Source organism: Haemophilus sp. SZY H36 (assembly GCF_018829625.1).
GTDB lineage: Bacteria > Pseudomonadota > Gammaproteobacteria > Enterobacterales > Pasteurellaceae > Haemophilus > Haemophilus haemolyticus_K.
Genome location: NZ_JAHKKA010000001.1, coordinates 197,520 through 213,244 on the forward strand (window position 1 = coordinate 197,520; position 15,725 = coordinate 213,244).

General features: G+C 37.4%; 13 protein-coding genes, 1 other RNA gene and 1 pseudogene. 8 read left to right on the top strand and 7 right to left on the bottom strand.

Annotation, left to right across the window (positions count from 1 at the left end):
• Window positions 1-178 precede the first annotated feature (178 nt).
• From KP713_RS00785 to pntB, 7 genes and pseudogenes are all read left to right on the top strand, one after another.
• Entirely contained in the window at window positions 179-1,066 is an 888-nt protein-coding gene (locus KP713_RS00785; protein ID WP_215769570.1) for a toxin C-terminal domain-containing protein, read from the top strand.
• Between the two features lie 3 nt (window positions 1,067-1,069).
• Entirely contained in the window at window positions 1,070-1,414 is a 345-nt protein-coding gene (locus KP713_RS00790) for a hypothetical protein (protein ID WP_215769571.1), read from the top strand.
• Window positions 1,415-1,619: 205 nt separating this feature from the next.
• Window positions 1,620-3,671, top strand: a pseudogene (locus tag KP713_RS00795) (hemagglutinin repeat-containing protein); the annotation flags it as partial.
• 1 nt (window position 3,672) lies between these two features.
• Window positions 3,673-4,038, top strand: a complete 366-nt coding sequence (locus KP713_RS00800; RefSeq protein WP_252346286.1) for a hypothetical protein — start codon at window positions 3,673-3,675, stop codon at window positions 4,036-4,038.
• Window positions 4,039-4,492: 454 nt separating this feature from the next.
• A complete protein-coding gene (locus tag KP713_RS00805; protein WP_179228230.1) occupies window positions 4,493-4,873 on the top strand; it encodes a hypothetical protein in 381 nt (126 codons plus the stop codon).
• A 335-nt stretch (window positions 4,874-5,208) separates the two neighbouring features.
• The gene (pntA, locus tag KP713_RS00810) at window positions 5,209-6,747 is read left to right on the top strand and encodes a Re/Si-specific NAD(P)(+) transhydrogenase subunit alpha (protein WP_005631652.1); all 1,539 of its coding nucleotides are present in this window, start codon (window positions 5,209-5,211) and stop codon (window positions 6,745-6,747) included.
• Between the two features lie 10 nt (window positions 6,748-6,757).
• The gene (pntB, locus tag KP713_RS00815) at window positions 6,758-8,182 is read left to right on the top strand and encodes a Re/Si-specific NAD(P)(+) transhydrogenase subunit beta (protein WP_215769572.1); all 1,425 of its coding nucleotides are present in this window, start codon (window positions 6,758-6,760) and stop codon (window positions 8,180-8,182) included.
• Window positions 8,183-8,242: 60 nt separating this feature from the next.
• On the opposite strand, the gene KP713_RS00820 is transcribed toward pntB, so the two are convergent.
• Together KP713_RS00820 and KP713_RS00825 are read right to left on the bottom strand one after the other, a co-directional pair.
• Window positions 8,243-8,785, bottom strand: a complete 543-nt coding sequence (locus KP713_RS00820; RefSeq protein WP_140518775.1) for a KdsC family phosphatase — start codon at window positions 8,783-8,785, stop codon at window positions 8,243-8,245.
• A 9-nt stretch (window positions 8,786-8,794) separates the two neighbouring features.
• The gene (locus KP713_RS00825; protein WP_215769573.1) at window positions 8,795-9,730 is read right to left on the bottom strand and encodes a KpsF/GutQ family sugar isomerase; all 936 of its coding nucleotides are present in this window, start codon (window positions 9,728-9,730) and stop codon (window positions 8,795-8,797) included.
• Window positions 9,731-9,901: 171 nt separating this feature from the next.
• Here KP713_RS00825 and rnpB point away from each other — a divergent pair.
• An RNA gene (rnpB, locus tag KP713_RS00830) (RNase P RNA component class A) lies at window positions 9,902-10,278 on the top strand.
• A gap of 3 nt (window positions 10,279-10,281) precedes the next feature.
• On the opposite strand, the gene KP713_RS00835 is transcribed toward rnpB, so the two are convergent.
• Genes KP713_RS00835 through KP713_RS00855 form a run of 5 tightly spaced genes read right to left on the bottom strand, consistent with a single transcriptional unit; the run spans window position 10,282 to window position 15,668 of the window.
• Window positions 10,282-11,079: a peptide ABC transporter ATP-binding protein gene (locus KP713_RS00835; protein WP_048953251.1), complete on the bottom strand. Its 798-nt coding sequence runs from the start codon at window positions 11,077-11,079 to the stop codon at window positions 10,282-10,284.
• Window positions 11,079-12,128, bottom strand: coding sequence for a peptide ABC transporter ATP-binding protein (locus KP713_RS00840; protein WP_065264853.1), 1,050 nt, complete (start codon window positions 12,126-12,128; stop codon window positions 11,079-11,081). Before KP713_RS00840 ends, KP713_RS00835 begins: the two co-directional genes overlap by 1 nt.
• A 3-nt stretch (window positions 12,129-12,131) precedes the next feature.
• Window positions 12,132-13,019 (bottom strand): ABC transporter permease subunit, encoded by an 888-nt coding sequence (locus KP713_RS00845; RefSeq protein ID WP_140527925.1) that lies wholly within the window; start codon window positions 13,017-13,019, stop codon window positions 12,132-12,134.
• Window positions 13,009-13,974, bottom strand: a complete 966-nt coding sequence (locus tag KP713_RS00850; protein WP_065264851.1) for an ABC transporter permease — start codon at window positions 13,972-13,974, stop codon at window positions 13,009-13,011. The genes KP713_RS00845 and KP713_RS00850 overlap by 11 nt, the downstream gene beginning before the upstream one ends.
• Window positions 13,974-15,668, bottom strand: a complete 1,695-nt coding sequence (locus tag KP713_RS00855) for an ABC transporter substrate-binding protein (RefSeq protein WP_215769574.1) — start codon at window positions 15,666-15,668, stop codon at window positions 13,974-13,976. The genes KP713_RS00850 and KP713_RS00855 overlap by 1 nt, the downstream gene beginning before the upstream one ends.
• Window positions 15,669-15,725 lie beyond the last annotated feature (57 nt).

Below are 15,725 nucleotides of genomic sequence, written 5' to 3' on the forward strand. Positions count from 1 at the left end.
GAGAAGTTTGCAGGAAAGAATCCTATCATTACAATGACAGACAAAGGAAAAGAATATATGAAAATCCTACAACTAAAGTTCAAGTTGTTGAAGATATTAATGGGAAATATTTCCGTATATATGATCCAAGTATAAGAGGTAAGAGAAATTATTTAGATCTTAATGGAGTTGTTCCTAATTGACAGGACAAATGACCTATCAGCGCGTACAAGCGCACTACAATAACCCGTATGACTTTACAGTATATGTAGAAGTGATTGATGAACAGGGTAAACAGCAAACCATTGTTTCAAACAAAATTCACCCATTCTTTACACAAGTAAGTCAAGGTGAGCTAGTACCGAGTTCTGAGGGGCATCACTACAACGGAGAAATCCAAAACGCTCAGTGGGTAGATGCACAAAACCTGAAAGCGGGTTATAAGTTGTTGTCAGAAAATAATCACTGGCAAACGGTGAAGGGTGTTAGCATCAAGGCTGAGAAGTTAAGTGCATATAACCTTACAGTTGAGACTGACCATACTTACTTCATTAAAGGAGCAAATTCTGACCTTGATGGCGTTTGGGTGCATAATGATTGTTGGAATAGCCTACCGGCAGATGCAGTTAATACTGGTAAAACTACGCCCGATGGAAGAGCTTTATATACCTTTAAAGATAATACAGGTAAGCAGGTAACGGCTTACAAAGGTAAAGATGGACGTTATTACGATCCTAAGGTTTATTCTCCAACGAAAAGTGTTCCAGAGGGAGTTAAATCTTTTAATCCTCATCCAAATAGAAATGGACTTTTGTCAGCTAAAGGCCATGTTTATTACACAACTCCAGAGGCTACTGAAGCAGCTAAAAAATTAGGATTTGAAAAAACAAACTTTAATTTAAAAGGAGAAGCGATTTATAAAGATAGTAAAGGGAGATATATTACAGTCGATGTTGGTAATGGTCGAAGCAAAGGCGGTTCTCATAATGGAGGTGTCTGGAAAATGGCTGACTCCGTTAAGAATCTAGGTAAAAAAGAAACTAGAATGGGAACATATGATGCAGATTTAAATAGAATTGGAGATTAGTATATGGACTATTCATTTTTACAAAAAAAAGTAAATCATTTTATATTATCTCTAGAAGATGGAAAGTTTGACTGTAAAGAATATTTAGAAATAGAACGTAATTTGTTAAGTATTTCTTCTTATTATGAAAAAGATTCCAATTTGGAAAAAAAAATAGTAGAGATGTTTTATGACTTTGTATCATCAATAAATTCAAGTTATTATTTCCATATTAATGAGAATGATGTATTTGAGGTCGAAGATATAGATATTGATCTATTTAAATCATATTGCGATAGGGCGAGCTTGCTTATGGGAATATTACTTGGGAAATTCTCATACTCAAGTCAATCTTACTATTTTAGCTGATCTTTAATCTAAGATATGTCTCAAAAGGTACACTTATACAACTTAGTAGTTAATTGTAATTGAACATAAGATATAAAGTGCGGCCAATTTTCAAAGAGTTTTAAAACCTCTCAAAAATTGACCGCACTTTTTGTGTTTTAAATATAGGCTTTGTAGTGTTTTTAAGCAAAATTTGATGCAACATTGTAAGTTTTATTAATAGCTTAAAAAGAGCGAATCACGTACTCATACTGAAGGAAAAACCGCAGCCAAATCTCAAGTTAATGCGGGTGGCAAGGTGAATGTTGTAGCAACGGGTGCTGGAAAGGATTCTAATATTAATATTGAAGGCTCGGATATTTCTGGTAAAGAAGGCACGACTTTGATGGCAGATAATCAAGTAAACATCAAAGCAGTAGAACAAAACTATCAAGAACGCAGTACTAATAAATCGAGTGGTTTTAATGCTGGGGTAGCTATTAAAGTGAGTAATGGTGCGGTTGCCGGGGCTACTTTAGGCGGTAATTCCGGAAAAGGTTACGGCAATGGTGATGAAACCACTTATGTTGCAAGCCATGTAGGTGATAGTCAAAGTAAAACCGTGATTCATGCAGGTGGTGATGCGAACCTCATCGGTAGCCAAGTAAAAGGCAAACGAGTAGAACTTAATGCTGAAAACTTGAATATCGAAAGTTTGCAAGATAAATCTCGCTACTATGGTAAACAAATGAATGTAAATGGTAGTGTGACAGTGGGGTATGGCGCATCCATTGGAGGCAGTTTCAATAAATCAAAAATCAATGCCGATCACGCCAGCATCAATGAACAAGCTGGAGTTTATGCTGGTGATGAAGGTTATGATATTAATGTTAATAAACATACCGATCTTAAAGGTGCATTGATTACCTCTACCCAAAAGGCAGAAGCAGATGGCAAAAATCATTTTAGTACTGACAGCATTACTCATTCAGATATTGAAAATTACTCAAATTATAGTGGTAGTAGTTTTGGTGTGAGTGGTAGTGTATCGGCTAACTTTGAAACACCATTCGGAGAGAATGGTGCAGCTCAAAGTACAAAACAAGCCACGGATAAAGATGGTAATCTGATTTATAGAAACGACCGAGGAGAATTGACCACAGAAGCCAAAAATGCACAGGGTAAAGACAACGCAAAAAAACTTGCTACAGGTTGGGATTCTTTAGAAACTTCAACAGGATTAGGTGTTGGGCGAGATAAAGAAAGTCAAAGTAGCGTGACAAAAAGTGGTATTAATACTTCGAATATTGAAATTAGAGACCAAGCGGGGCAACTGGTAAAAACCGGTGAAACGGTTGAGCAAACTCTAGATAGCATTAGAACCGATGTGACTACGGATAATGCAGAGCAGCATTCCGGCAAGTTGGAAAATCACTTTGATAAAGACAAAGTGATGAAAGAACTCAACATTCAAGTGAAAGTTACTCAAGATTTTCGTAAAAATGCCTTCTCAATGATTGATGCCTATGTGCTTCCAAAACAGGCTGAATTGAGAAAACAAATCAAGGAAGCGAAAACTGAAGAGGAAAAGACCGCACTTTATGGAGAAATTTATAAATTGCAATATCAAAAACGTTTGCTTGAAACAGTGGTTGGTATTGCCGCTGGCTCACCAGATGTTGCAATCACTCAAGGAACTTTGCAATTAGCCGCGACGAAGATGAGAGAGGAGACTTTGGCCAATTCAAGATTATTTAAAGGTATTAAAGATGCTAAGACGGGGAAAATTCTTCGTAATGATAGTTATGATAGCGGTTATTTTGATGGAGTAAAATTAGGTGGTGTAAGGATTGGTGTTGATGCTATTTGCAATAGTAACATGGGGACTTGTACTTATTATGATGATAATTCAATCACATTTAAAGGTAATAAAGACTATACATTAGATGATGCTATTGATCCGCAACAAAATAAAAAAGCGGGTGGATTGTATGGAGAAACCGGTGGTTTTCAACCTGTTCAAGGTGAGTGGAATCTACATTTTACGAGAATTCCGTATAGCATCGGTTCTATCTCGGATATGGCGGTAGAATCCTTTGCTGGTACTCACGACCTGTTAGGAGGCCAAGCATGGGGCTGGTATGATAAACAAGGAAATACTACAGAAAAAAATAAACTTACTGGTGTAGCATCAGGTGTAACAACTGTTATTGCAATACCGGTATCCGCACCATTTGCTTTATCCGATGTCATGTCATCAGATATGTTTGAACTTTTAATGAAAATAGGGGGTAAATAAAATGAGATACACTTTATTTCTTCTTTGTTTTATATTAAACGGATGTTGGTATTCAAACGGATGTTTTTATACTCCACAAATGGTTAATTGTGTTGATAAGGGGAAAGAATATCCATTAATTGCAGGGTATCAAAAAAAAGAACTACTAGGACATACAAACTCAAAACAACGATGGAAAGATTTTGTTTCTTGTGGAGGAAAGTATGGTGATATAAATCTACACTACTATCCGCAAAACTATCAAATAAATGACAAAAGATATAAAAATCTTGATGAATGTATGAATACTAAGGGGTATATATATCTTTCTCCCGCTGAATGTGGCTATCAAGAGCCTAAGTGGGATAAGGGAAAATGTAATTTATAAAGCATTGAATTTATTATTTAAATAGAGTGCGGTCAAAAATTTGGGAGTTTTTAAATTTTAAAAACAATCATGAAAAATGACCGCGCTTTTTTTAGAGAAAGAAAATTAATTCGTCATCAAGGTAGCGTACGTTAATCGTTAGTTCAACGCACCTTGCGTTAGCTATGGGGATGGAAGTAATGAAAATTTTAGTTATATTCTTTATGACTATTTTTATTCAATCTTGCCTTTCATATTCTTCAGATGAGGCTTGGCATAATCTTAATCAAATGTACAAAGAGGCTAATGGAAAGAAAATATGTATGAAATATAAAGGAAATGTACATGTCATATATTATTGTGAAAATGAAAACAAAGAACAATAGCAAAGTAAAAAATATGTATAATTAATGAGATCTTTTTTTACTGTACACTTATCTATATAAGTTATGAATTTTTTATTTAGAGTAAGATAATGAAAAAAGTGATATTTATCCTAATTTTTATATCCATCACAACAGGATGTTATTCAGCAAAAGACGATTGTTATTATGGAATGACAACAATTTGTTTTGGTAAACCGTATAGCCCAATTGCTAAATTTCAAAAACCTTATAGCTTTGGGCATACGGATTCCGTGAAAAGAATGGATGATTTGGTAAGCTGCGGATTAAGGAAAGGGGATTTAAGTATGAGGAGTGCTTGGGCAATGGATCATTTACCAAAGGCTGATCCCCGTTTACAACAAAAAAATTGGGATGCTTTTTTTAAATGCATGGAAATAAAAGGTTATATATGGGTAGAAGATTGTGGCAGAAAGAATTCAACTTCAGATAAAGGATTATGTAATGAATGATGAATATAACTTATCAACCAAAACAAAGGCAAACGTGTAGAAGTCAATGCTCAAAATCTCAATACAAGTCAAAGTGGTAAATTAGAGAATCGTTTTAATAAAGAGGTAATGGATAATTATTCCACCAGAGTGCGGTAAATTTTGAGGTGTTTTTTATATGATATTTTTCGTGATCCCTATCACAATATCTTGTAAAACCACTTAAAAACGTTACCTATTTTTATTCAATCAGTGATACAGTTGTATCCGTTTGACTTTTTGTCATTTTAACGATGAATAGGCGAAGGTTTGTTCATTAATCTCATCAACCCAATCATCAATCAGAGGGAAACAGTATGTTAATTGGTGTACCTAGAGAGCTGCTTGAGAATGAGAGCCGTGTGGCGGCAACGCCGAAAACGGTTCAGCAAATATTGAAATTGGGCTTTGACGTGATCGTGGAACACGATGCAGGTTTTAAAGCTAGTTTTGAAGATCAAGCATTTTTAGAGGCAGGCGCGAAGATCGGTACGTCGGCTGAAATTTGGCAATCGGATATTATCTTCAAAGTAAATGCACCGACAGATGAAGAAATCGCTCAAATGAAGGAAGGCGCAACGCTTGTGAGCTTTATTTGGCGTATGCAAAATCCTGAGTTAATGAAAAAACTCACTGCGAAGAAAATTAATGTGTTAGCAATGGATGCGGTGCCTCGTATTTCTCGTGCGCAAGCATTGGATGCACTTTCTTCTATGGCGAATATTTCTGGTTATCGTGCTGTCATTGAAGCTGCGCATGAATTTGGTAGTTTCTTTACAGGGCAAATTACTGCTGCAGGTAAAGTTCCACCAGCAAAAGTGTTGGTGATTGGTGCTGGTGTGGCTGGTTTGGCGGCAATTGGTGCAGCAAATAGCCTTGGGGCGATTGTTCGTGCTTTTGACTCTCGTCCTGAAGTGAAAGAGCAAGTTCAAAGTATGGGTGCAAGCTTCTTAGAAATTGATTTTAAAGAAGAAGGCGGCAGTGGTGATGGTTATGCGAAAGTGATGTCGGAAGAATTTAACCGTCGTGCGATGGAGCTTTACGCAGAACAAGCTAAAGAAGTCGATATTATTATTACTACGGCAGCCATTCCGGGTAAACCAGCGCCTCGTTTAATCACCAAAGAAATGGTAGATTCAATGAAACCTGGTTCGGTGATTGTGGATTTAGCGGCTGCAACTGGCGGTAACTGTGAATATACGCAAGCAGGGAAAGTTGTTACAACTGAAAACCAAGTGAAAGTGATTGGTTATACAGATTTCCCAAGCCGTTTACCAACGCAATCTTCCCAACTTTATGGCACAAACTTAGTCAATTTATTAAAACTTTTGTGCAAAGAGAAAGATGGCAATATCAATATTGATTTTGAAGATGTGGTTCTTCGTGGTGTAACCGTTGTTCGTGATGGGGAAGAAATTCCACCGGCACAAATTCAAGTGTCTGCACAACCAAAACAAGAAACCAAAGCTGCACCAGTGGCAGAGAAAAAAGAATCTAAACCAACAGATCCTCGAGTGAAATACGGTGTGATGGCAGGTGTAGGTGTGTTATTCCTTTGGTTAGCTTCTGTGGCGCCAGCTGCATTTTTATCACATTTCACCGTATTTGTTTTAGCTTGTGTGGTGGGTTATTACGTGGTTTGGAATGTTAGCCATGCACTTCACACACCATTAATGGCAGTAACAAATGCAATTTCAGGCATTATTATTGTAGGCGCGTTATTACAAATTCGTCAGCCAACAGGCAATCTATTTATCGATGCCTTAGCTTTTGTGGCGATTTTGGTGGCAAGCATCAATATTTTTGGTGGTTTCCGTGTCACACAACGTATGTTAGCAATGTTTAGAAAAGGTTAAGGAGCGCACAATGTCTGAAGGTTTAGTACAGGCTGCGTATATTTTAGCAGCATTACTTTTCATTATGAGCTTGGCAGGACTTTCTAAACATGAAACTGCTAAAGCGGGTTGTTGGTTCGGTATTGTTGGTATGACAATTGCCCTTATCGCAACAATTTTTGGGCCTCATTCTGAAGGAACATTTTGGATCATTATTGCGATGATCATCGGTGGTGCAATTGGTGTTCAACGTGCATTAAAAGTAGAAATGACTGAAATGCCAGAACTTGTGGCGATTCTTCACAGTTTCGTCGGTTTAGCGGCTGTACTCGTAGGCTTTAATAGCTATGGTTTACACCATGAGGCGTTAATGCCAGAAGGATTAGATGCAGCAGCACAAGCCGCATTTGTAGCAGAGCAAGCAGTATTAACGAATATTCATAATGTTGAAGTATTTTTAGGTATCTTTATCGGTGCAGTAACTTTCACTGGTTCTGTTGTCGCATTTGGTAAATTAAGCGGAAAAATTAATTCAAAAGCATTAATGTTGCCGCATCGTCATAAATTAAATTTAGCCGCACTTGTGGTATCTGCATTATTGATGGTTGCATTCTTGAATAATCCAGAAAGCATTTTCCCTGTGTTATTAATGACAGCGATTGCGCTTGCATTCGGCTGGCACTTAGTGGCATCAATCGGTGGGGCAGATATGCCAGTTGTGGTATCAATGCTTAACTCATATTCTGGTTGGGCAGCGGCTGCAGCAGGTTTTATGTTGAATAATGATTTACTTATCGTAACAGGGGCGCTTGTTGGTTCTTCTGGTGCAATTCTTTCTTACATTATGTGTAAAGCAATGAACCGTTCATTTGTGAGCGTAATTGCAGGTGGTTTTGGTAACGATGTTCAAGTTTCTTCAAGCGAAGAACAAGGCGAACACCGTGAAACTACAGCAGAAGAAGTGGCTGAATTGTTGAAAAATGCAAGTTCTGTGATTATCACGCCGGGATATGGTATGGCTGTTGCACAAGCACAATATCCAGTTGCTGATATTACGGCAAAATTGCGTGAACGTGGTGTGAACGTTCGTTTTGGTATTCACCCTGTTGCAGGACGTTTACCAGGCCACATGAACGTGCTTTTAGCCGAAGCAAAAGTGCCTTACGATGTGGTGCTTGAAATGGATGAAATTAACGACGATTTCGCTGATACTGATGTGGTATTGGTTATCGGTGCGAACGATACAGTAAACCCAGCTGCGATGGAAGATCCAAATAGCCCAATCGCGGGAATGCCTGTATTGGAAGTATGGAAAGCACAAAATGTGGTTGTGTTCAAACGTTCAATGGCAGTGGGTTACGCTGGCGTACAAAACCCATTATTCTTCAAAGAGAATACGCAAATGCTCTTTGGTGATGCAAAAGATCGTGTTGAAGATATCTTAAAAGCATTATAAAAACACGCATAAAAATAACCGCACTTGGGATTATCTAAGTGCGGTTTATTTTTAGGTATTTTATTGTCCCATGTTTTTCACTGATTTTAGGAAACCTTGGGCGCTATCAAACACAGAAGATTTTCCCTGAGCTTGTAAAATCATATCGGACATTTCTCGGAAAGCACCTTTGCCACCATTGGCGGAAAGTACATGATCAACGGCATTTTTCACATAAATAGGGGAGTCTGCCACAGCAAAAGAAATTCCACATACTGTAAAAGCTGGGAGATCTACACTATCATCGCCAATATAAGCGGTTTGCTCGGCAGTGACGCCAGCTTGTTTCATAAGATCAAAACAGGCTGTTTCTTTTTCAAGTTTGCCGAGAAAGTATAATTTAATGCCTAGATCGGCAATACGACGACGTAAAATAGGGGAGTCTCGACCAGAAAGCACTGCGACTTGAATACCTGCATCCATCAGCATTTTTATACCTAAACCATCTCGTACATGAAAGCTTTTGATGGCTTCACCATTGGCATCATAATGGAGTTGTCCATCGGTGAGCACGCCGTCCACATCAGTAATAACAAATTTAATATTTTCTAATTTTTGTTGCATTGGGATTCCTTAGCTTGAAAATTCCACTAAACCCACCACGTGATTTTCATCATTAACAACAACTAGCGAGTGAATTTTTTTCGCTTTCATAAAGTCTTCTGCTTTTGCTAGGAATTCATCTTGGTGAATTGTCTTAGGTGAGTTTGTCATAAAATCTTGTGCAGTTTTATTTAAGGTATCAGCGCCATTTGTCGTTAATGCTCGACGAATATCGCCATCCGTAATAATGCCTTTTAATTGATTATTCTCCATGACTAATGCAACGCCCATTCGGCCTTCATTCATTATAGTTAAGCAATCAGTGAAATTGGTTTCCGGTTTGATAATTGGTAAACGAGTTTGCATTTGATCTTTTACTTTACAGAGTAAACGGCGACCAAGACTACCACCTGGATGGAATTTGGCAAAGTCAGCGGGTTGGAAATTGCGTGCCGTAATGAGCGACACAGCGAGTGCATCGCCAAGCGCAAGCGTTACAAGTGCCGACGTTGTTGGCGCGAGATTATTTGGACACACTTCTCGCTCAACAGTAATATCTAAAACGTAATCTGCATGGCGTGCGAGTGTGGAATTTTTATTACTCGTCACGGCAATAATTTTATTACCGAAATTTTTTAAACTTGGAATCAGTTTATTGACATCATCGGTTTCACCGCTATAGGAAATTAACATCACGATATCAATTGGTTTCAGCATACCTAAATCGCCGTGGAAGGCTTCCGTTGGATGTAAAAAGAAACTTGGCGTGCCCGTAGAGGCAAATGTCGCTACCATTTTTTTTCCGATTAAACCGGATTTGCCTATCCCGCCGATGACTAATCGTCCTTCGCAACTAAGGATTAAATCTATGACTTGATTAAAATCCTCTCCTAAACGTTGGCTGAGTTGCAAAAGTGCGTTGCTTTCCACTGAAAGGGAATCCTGTGCGATTTTTAGATAGTTCATTCTTCTTCCTAAAAGAGCGGTTGAAATTGGCGTTATTTTAGCGGAATCATAAAAAAATACGAATGAAAAATTCGATGCAAGCTAGGCATTATTGTTTATAAGATTGACGCGTAATATCTAAAAATTGGGGATTTTATTGACCTCACTAATGATTGCCCCTATACTACGCGCCGAGTTGGTTAGACAATCGCTGGTTTATTGAAGCCCTTAACCGTATTTATACGACCTAGTGGGACAAGTAAACGAGAGGAAAGTCCGAGCTACACAGGGCAGAGTGCCGGATAACGTCCGGGCGGCGTGAGCCGACGACCAGTGCAACAGAGAGCAGACCGCCGTGTAAACGGTAAGGGTGAAAGGGTGCGGTAAGAGCGCACCGTGCCTCCGGTAACGGTTGGCAGCAGGGTAAACTCCACTCGTAGCAAGACCAAATAGGAATCCAATGAGTGGCCCGCTCAGGATTCGGGTAGGTTGCTTGAGCGGCAGAGTAATTTGTCGCCTAGAGGAATGATTGTCCACGACAGAACTCGGCTTATCGACCAACTCAATTTTTTCTAATTATTTATCCAAGCATTCTCATCAAGAATTTTTCCAAAATGACTTTCAACTAAACGACGAGTAATTTCAGTTTGTGGTGCGCTAAATAATGTTCTTGGTGGCCCATATTCAATCATTTTTCCTTCATCCATCACAATAACTTGATCGGCAATATGTTTAATCATGCCAAGATCTTGTCCAACATAAATATAGGAAATACCAAGCCGTTGTTGTAAATCTAATGTTAAGTTGAGTAGTTGTATGCGTACGGAAGCATCAAGATTACCCAGTGCATCATCAATAATGATAATTTCAGGTGATAGAATAAGAGCTCGAGCTAATGCAATTCGTTGTTTCTGGCTTACAGAAAGGTTTTTGATTTTTAAATTGGTGTAATCAGGATAAAGTCCAACAAGTAAAAGTGTATCAAAGATTTTTTGATTACGGTGCGACTCATCCCAATTAGTAGCCAGACGTAAAGGGGTATCAAGTATCTCACCAATATTTAATCGTGGATTGAAAGCTGAATTAGCATCTTGGAAGAGCATGCGAATATGCTGGGCTCGATATTGGATATCATCATGTTGTAATTCATGATGATTAAATATAATACGACCTGAAGAGGGTGGAATTATACCCGCGATCATTTTGACCAATGTGGATTTTCCCGAGCCATTTTTCCCAATAATAGCGATTGTTTGCTGGCGTTCAAGAGAAAAACTTATATTTTCTACTGCATTAAAATAGCTGGTACCAAATAAGCGTTTTCGACCTTTGAAGGTTTTAGTTAAATCTTCTACTTTTAATAACGGCATTATTCATTTCCTTTACGATGGAGCGTTAATGGTGTAGTAGTGGTTTTTTCTTTAAAATTTTTCTCGCGAAGATTAACGGGGTAATGGCAAGAAAATTCATGTTGCTTAATTTTGGTCTTGTTCGGCTTTTCAATACATTTCTTTTGTGCGAAAGGACAACGTGGTCCAAGGCGACAACCTATAGGCATTTGTTCTAGAATTGGTACTGTTCCTTCTAATGTACCTAATTTAGTTTTAAATCCTAAAGGCTGAGTAAAATCCGGGATCGCATTGATTAATGATTGAGTGTAGGGGTGGTGTGGCGACGCTAATAATATTTCTGTTGGGGCAGATTCAGCATTTTGTCCACAATAAAGAACAGAAATGTGATCACACCATTCACTGATGCTTTTAATATCGTTACTTGCAAGTAAAATAGTCGTACCTTGGTTTTTGTTCATACTAGAAAGTAATCGAAAAACTTGTAGTGCAGTCGTAGATTCTAGCGTATTCGTAGGTTCATCTGCAATGAGTAGACGAGGTTGGTTTGCTACGGCAATAGCAATCATTACTTTCTGACCTTCACCTTCAGTAAGTTCGCTTGGATAGCTGGACATAATATCATGGTGATCTTTAATACCAACACGGTGTAATAATTCAATAGCACGGCGTTTTTTCCATCCGAACCATTGCCACCATTTTCCCTTAAATGTCCAATTAGGAATATTTTGGATAATCTGCTTACCGACTTTTCGACTTGGTTCAAGGCAAGAAAGAGGATCTTGGAAAATCATAGATATTTCTTTACCGACAAGTTTACGACGTTGATTTGGATTAAGCTTTAGTAATTCTACATCGTCAAATCGGAAACGATCTGCGGTGATAATCCAGTTTTCTTTGACCGCATTACAAATAACTTTGGCGATTAAACTTTTACCAGAACCTGATTCACCCACAAGTCCACCGATTTCTCCTTCATTGAGTGATAAATTAATACCGTCCACAATTTTAATGCGACCGTTTGGTGTTTTTATTTCAATATTTAAGTTGCGAATATCTAATAGTGCCATAAGTTATTCATAATATTGATTAATGGCTTTAATTAAGCCGTTACTAAAAATAATACTAAGTAAAATGGTGAAAATAATAGCAAAACCAGGTAAAAGTACTGTCCATGGCGCAAGATAGAGTAGCTCAAGTGAATCTTTGATCATCGCTCCCCATTCTGGTGTAGGACGTTGAGCGCCAAGAGATATAAAACTTAGTGCGCTGATATCTAGTACTGCAACAATAAAAGCCCGTGAGATTTCTTGAATATACACAACTGTGATATTAGGCAAAATGGTGGTTTTTAATAATGTCCAGTTAGAAATCCCCTCAAGTTTGAGCATGATGACATAATCTTTTTTTAATTCTTCTTGAATTGCGCGATAAATAGCATGAATAAAATAAGGTAAAATTGCGAATAGCGTTGCAAACATAGCATTCCATAAACTAGGTTCCATTAATGTGGAAATGATGATTGCAATAAGTAAAATAGGTAAAGATAAAAAAGCATCGAAAATATGCCCTACAAAACGTGCCTTTATCCCTTTTAGCATACCAGCAATAATGCCAAGGGCTCCCCCAATGAGTGCGGTGGCAATAAGTACTAATAAGGAAGAACCCAGGGTATAGCGAGTCCCCATAATTAAGCGACTTAAAATATCTCGTCCTATATCATCTGTGCCAAAGAAAAAAGCTATTTGTCCTTTATCAACCCAAGATGGTGGCATTAATTCTTGCCCAACAAACTGTGTGTTATCAGAATAAGGCGCTATCCAACTGCTGAAAAGTGCGGTCAGAGTTAACAACGCTAATAAATAAAAGCTGAACAACGCAATGGTATTTTTGCGAAATAGTAGCCATATTTGGAATATTGAGGTATTTTCTCGAAATTCTTCAGGTTCTTTATCTTGCATACCAACCTTTCTTTTTAAATGGATCGAGTATAAAAGTGATACTTTTAATTAAGGTATCAATTAAAATAATACATATACCAATAACTATAACGCCTGCTGCAATACTGTTATAGTCTTGTTCAGCTACAGCATTAATAAGCCAACGACCAATACCTGGCCAACCAAGTGCTGTTTCGACTAACATACATTGCGTTAGCACAAGTGTAAATACACGTGGCACTTGGGGTATCAATAATGGAAGGGTATTACGAAAAACATATTGATGTAAAATTTTCCATTTTGACCAACCTCGTGTTGTTGCTACCTTAGCAAAGTTTTGACAAAGAATGTATTCAGCCCGTTGTTGAATAAGACGAATAATTTCCATTGTAGGTAAAATACATAAAACAAGCGTAGGTAATGCTAGATGTTGTAAAACGTTTTGTATAATCTTAGTGCGATATGGCTCATTAACGAACCAAACATCAATAACTGGAAAGCCTGTAATCGGTATGATTTCATAGAGTAAATTATATTGTCCTATAGCGGCAATCTCCCAATGATTGATGGATGCGGTGTAAAGTAAAAGAGGTGCAAGCCAAAATATAGGAATGGATAAACCTAAATAGGATAAACTTTGTAAACTTTTAGCAAAAATTTGTTGAGAACTGACCGCTCTGATGATACCGAGAGGTAAGCCAAAGATAAAAGCTAATAAAAGTGCAGTAAAGCAAAGCTCTAGAGTAGGAGGTAATACAGTCAAAATTAAATCAATTAAGGATTTTCCTCCGTTATAAGTGATGCCAAAATCACCCTGTAACAATGTTTTTAAATAGACGTAATAAGCGTTATAGATATTTTGTGTGACAAGATCAGCATTGAGTGGATCACGCAATAAGATCATAAAACTGATTAAGGATAGTACTAATAATAATATGATTACCCAGATAATATGACGAATAGCAGACCACAACATTAAGGTTTCTCCTTACTTAAATGTAAAGTTGAAAAATTTAGGCTACCAAAAGGAGTCATTTCAACACCTTTTACACGAGTATTGGCAACTAAGATGCGTTTTACATTCGCAATGGGAATAATAGGTAATTCATGTAATACGAGATTTTGAGCATCGTTATAAAAACGAACACGTTCTGCTAAGTGTGTTGTTGCAATAGCACTATCCATTAAATGATTAAAATCCTGATTACACCAATTAGATAAGTTAGTTACTTCATTTTGTGTATTACAACTTAAAATTGGTCGCATAAAACCATCAGGATCAAGATTCCCAGCTAACCATCCTGTAAGAATTAAATCATAATTTTCTGTTTTATTACGAAGTTGTTCACTTAAAAAAGTACGTGTCACAGCTCGAACGTTAATTTCAACTCCGGTTTGTGCTAAATCCCATTTTATCATTTCAGCCATTTTAAACGGTGCGGGGTTATATACTTGTTCTTCATTAATGACCCATAAATTAAGTGAAAGATGTTTATTTTTTAAGACTTTTTGAGCAATTTTGGGATTATAATCAAACTCAAATTCTGGGCTATTCACATTTGATGCCCAAGAAACCTCAGGAATAATATTATTCGCAACAGTTGCTGTATTATGATAAATATTGTGAATAATACGCGCCCGATTTAAACTTTGCGAGATAGCTTCCCGAATAGTGCGATCCTGCATGATCGGCTTATCAAAATTAAATGCTAAATATGCCAAGTTCATTCCATCAGTAGATTGCATATAATAGTGTTTGTCATCGCTTTTTAATAAACCAATTTGGCTAACATCAGGATAAGAAGCAATTTGGCATTCGTTGTTAAAAAATTTAACTAAACGACCATTTCGGTCAGTAGAAAGATCAACAACAATATTTTTGATTTTCGCTTCTTTTTTCCAGTAATTTTCATTACGCACTAAGCGGACATGTTGGTTATATACATAGTCTTTCACTTGATAGGGCCCCGTACCAACAGGGTGGGTATCTAATTGGGCAAGATTATCATCGGCACTGAGTTGATACGCATATTCTTGTGAGAAAATAATTGCATATTGACTAGCAAGATGTGACAAAATAGATGAGTCTTGTGTAAATAACTCAATTTTGACTTGGTAAGGTGAAAGAGCGGTAACGGATTTAATTTTTTCGTTTAGCTTTATACTTTCAAAGTATGGGAAATGTACCTTCTTAGCTTGTTCATGAAATACACGATACTGTGGATTTTTATACGTAATAAGGTTTTCGCTTAATTGTGGCAAATAAGTTGTATGTCCAAGTACCCGATTAATAGAAAATACTACATCTTCTGCATTAAAATCGCGTGTTGGGGTAAACCATGGCGTTTGGTGAAATTTAACACCACGACGCAAATTGATTAATATTTCTTTTCCATCAGGTGAAATAGTATAAGACTGAGCAAGCACTGGTGTAACATTTGCGCTATGGTTTTTTATTTCAAAAAGTTTGTTATAAATTTGCTCTGTTACCACATTCATACTCGTGCCTGCATCCGCAGTTTGAGGATTAAAAGAAAATCCCGAGGCATTAGTACAATAAGTTAGTCCGTTTTCTGTTAGGTGTTCTGGTACGCGCGGAGCCGCTTGAAGTTCGGAGTTCAAGCCAATACCAAATAGAAAGCAGAAAAACGTAAGATTTTTGCGTAACATAACAAATGCATTGTGATAAATTATGTGCCAAATTGTAAGGCATATTAGTAAAAATGG